The sequence below is a fragment of the Mesorhizobium sp. M4B.F.Ca.ET.089.01.1.1 genome, assembly GCF_004022605.1.
Lineage (GTDB): Bacteria > Pseudomonadota > Alphaproteobacteria > Rhizobiales > Rhizobiaceae > Mesorhizobium > Mesorhizobium abyssinicae.
The window spans coordinates 1-3,460 of sequence record NZ_RZOS01000535.1; the positions used below are offsets into that span (position 1 = coordinate 1).

Annotated in this window: 3 protein-coding genes; all 3 read left to right on the top strand. The window is 67.5% G+C overall.

Annotated elements, in window-relative coordinates; translation table 11 throughout:
- The coding region (locus EN780_RS30090) for a cell division protein FtsQ/DivIB (RefSeq protein WP_133372772.1) at nucleotides 1–694 on the top strand (694 nt) is incomplete at its 5' end.
- The gene (gene ftsA, locus EN780_RS30095) at nucleotides 691–1,998 is read left to right on the top strand and encodes a cell division protein FtsA (protein WP_127312041.1); all 1,308 of its coding nucleotides are present in this window, start codon (nucleotides 691–693) and stop codon (nucleotides 1,996–1,998) included. The genes EN780_RS30090 and ftsA, both read left to right, overlap by 4 nt.
- 68 nt (nucleotides 1,999–2,066) lie before the next feature.
- A partial coding sequence (ftsZ, locus tag EN780_RS30100; RefSeq protein ID WP_128276106.1) for a cell division protein FtsZ occupies nucleotides 2,067–3,460 on the top strand: 1,394 nt, incomplete at its 3' end.

Below are 3,460 nucleotides of genomic sequence, written 5' to 3' on the forward strand. Positions count from 1 at the left end.
GGGCATCACCGCGCGCACCGGTTTCGCGGTCGATCAGATCAAGGTGGTCGGCAACCACGAAACCTCCGAGATCGACATACTGGACCGGCTGGAGCTCGACGGCTGGACCTCGCTGATAGGCTTTGATGCCGAGGCCGCGCGCGAGCGGATCAGGACGCTGCCTTGGGTCGAGGTCGCGGCGGTGCGCAAGGTCTATCCGCATACGCTGGAGGTGCGCGTCGAGGAGCGTGAGCCTTTCGCGCTTTGGCAGCAGGGCGATTCGCTTTCGGTCATCGAGCGTGACGGCCAGGTCATCGCGCCGTTCTCGGGCGGCAAGCAGGCGCTGCTGCCGCTGATCATCGGCACCGGCGCGCCGGCCAAGGCGCCGGATTTCCTTGCCGAGGTGAAGCGCTATCCCGAACTCGCGGCACGGGTCAAAGGCTATATCCGCATCGGCGAGCGGCGCTGGGACCTGCGGCTGGAGAACGGCATCACGGTCAAGCTGCCTGAGGACGGCGAAGACCGGGCGATCGCCGATCTGGTCAGGATGGACCACGACAACGGGCTCTTGAGCCGCGACATCGCCGCCGTCGACATGCGCCTGTCCGATCGCCTCGTCGTGCAACTGACGCCGGAGGCGGCGACGCAGCGCGAAGCGGCGCTCAACGAAAAGCCGAAGAGCCTGACGAAGCGTAAGCCGGAGACGAAGATATGAGCTGGCTTGGCGGCAACAGCGATGCCTCCTCGCGCCGGTCGGGCACCTTGACGGTGCTCGATGTCGGTTCGAGCAAGGTTTGCTGCGTGGTGGCGAAGCTGAAGCCGCGCGACGACGGCAAGCTCTTGCGCGGGCGCTCGCATCGCATCCAGGTGATCGGCATCGGCCACCAGAAATCGCAAGGCGTGAAGTCGGGCGTGGTCGTCGATCTCGACCGCGCCGAACACGCCATCCGTCTGGCCGTCGACGCCGCCGAGCGCATGGCCGGGCTGACGGTGGATTCGCTGATCGTCAACATGACCGCCGGGCGGCTGAAGAGCGAGGCCTTCTCGGCCACCATCAATCTCGGCGGCCATCAGGCCGACGAGGCCGACATCAAGCGGGTGCTTGCCGCCGGCGCCAAGCAGGCGCTGAAGGCCGAGCGCGAAGTTATCCACTCGCTGCCGGTCGGTTTCTCGCTCGACGCCGAGCGCGGCGTGCGCGATCCGCGTGGCATGGTCGGCGATGCGCTTGGCGTCGACATGCACGTGCTGACGGGCGATGCGGCGCCCTTGCGCAACCTGGAGCTCTGCATCAATCGCTCGCATCTGTCGGTCGAGCGCATGGTGGCGACGCCCTACGCCAGCGGGCTCGCGGCACTGGTCGACGACGAGCTCGAAATGGGCGCGGCCTGCATCGACATGGGCGGCGGCACGACGACGATCTCGGTGTTCTCGGAAGGCAAGTTCGTTCACGCCGATGCCATCGCCATCGGCGGCAACCATGTGACGCTCGACATGGCCAAGGGCCTGTCAACCTCGCTCGACGCCGCGGAGCGCCTGAAGGTCATGCACGGTTCGGCGCTGCCGGGCAGCGCGGACGACCGTGACCTCGTCTCGATCCAGCCGATCGGCGAGGAAGGCGAGCTGCCTGTGCAGGTACCGCGCTCGATGATGACACGCATCATCCGCGCCCGCATCGACGAGACGCTGGAATTGCTGCGCGACCGGTTGAACAAGTCGGGCTACGGCAACGCCGTCGGCAAGCGTGTCGTGCTCACCGGCGGCGCCAGCCAGCTTGCCGGCCTGCCGGAAGCGGCACGCCGCATCCTCGGCCGCAATGTGCGCATCGGCCGGCCGCTCGGCGTGGCCGGCCTGCCCGAGGCGGCGAAGGGGCCGGCGTTCTCGACCCCGGTCGGGCTCTTGATCTATCCGCAGATGGCGAGCTTCGAGAGCCATTCTGTGAAAGGAATTTCCGGTCTCAGGATGACCGGGACGGGCGGAAAACTGCATCGCATGAGTCAGTGGTTGAGAGACAGTTTCTAAAATTGACGGGGACAGCCCCATAGGCGGCCGCAGCGGCGAAGCGGCGGGAAAGGCAAAGGACGGAGACAATGACCATCAATCTGCAAAAGCCGGACATCACCGAGCTGAAGCCACGCATCACCGTGTTCGGTGTCGGCGGCGGCGGCGGCAATGCCGTCAACAACATGATCACCGCCGGCTTGCGCGGTGTTGAGTTCGTGGTGGCGAACACCGACGCGCAGGCGCTGACCATGTCGAAGGCGGAGCGGCTGATCCAGCTCGGCGCGCATGTGACCGAGGGGCTCGGCGCCGGCTCGCAGCCGGAGGTCGGCCGCGCGGCGGCTGAGGAATGCATCGACGAGATCATCGATCACCTGTCCAACACCCATATGTGCTTCGTCACCGCCGGCATGGGCGGCGGCACCGGCACCGGCGCTGCTCCGGTCGTCGCCCGCGCCGCGCGCGAAAAGGGCATCCTGACGGTCGGCGTCGTCACCAAGCCGTTCCATTTCGAAGGCCAGCGCCGCATGAAGACGGCGGACCTCGGCATCGAGGAACTGCAGAAATGCGTCGACACCCTCATCGTCATCCCCAACCAGAACCTGTTCCGGCTGGCCAATGACAAGACCACCTTCGCCGATGCCTTCGCCATGGCCGACCAGGTGCTCTACTCCGGCGTCGCCTGCATCACCGACCTGATGGTCAAGGAAGGCCTGATCAACCTCGACTTCGCCGACGTCCGCTCGGTCATGCGCGAGATGGGCAAGGCGATGATGGGCACCGGCGAGGCTTCGGGCGAGGGCCGCGCGATGGCCGCGGCGGAAGCCGCCATCGCCAACCCGCTGCTCGACGAGACCTCGATGAAGGGCGCCAAGGGCCTGCTGATCTCGATCACCGGCGGCCGCGACCTCACCCTGTTCGAAGTCGACGAAGCCGCGACCCGCATCCGCGAGGAGGTCGACCAGGACGCCAACATCATCCTCGGCGCGACTTTCGACGAAGAGCTGGAAGGCGTGATCCGCGTCTCGGTGGTCGCTACCGGCATCGACAAGTCGGCGGCCGAAATCGCCGCGGCGCCGATCTCGATCCGCGCGGCACCGCAGAAGCCGGTCAGCCGTCCGGCCGCTCCGGTCGCGGAAAGCCGTCCGGCGCCGGTGCAGCAGCAGGTCTATGAGCCGCGCGCTGCCGATCCGGTCGCCGAGGCGATCCAACTCGCCGAGGCCAATGCGGCGGCGATGGCGCAGGCCCGCCCGGCGCCGATGGCGCATGCGGAAGAGTTCCGTCCGCAGAGCAAGATCTTCCAGGCGCCGCCCGCCCAGCCGCAGCCGGTCGTCCAGCAGGTGGTGCAGCAGCCCGCGCCGCTGCGGGAAATGCCGCAGCCGGTTGCCGCCGCGCCGCAGCGCATGCCGCGCGTGGAGGACTTTCCGCCGGTCGTGAAGGCCGAGGTGGAAGCCAAGAGCCGTCCTGCCGACCATGAGAATGG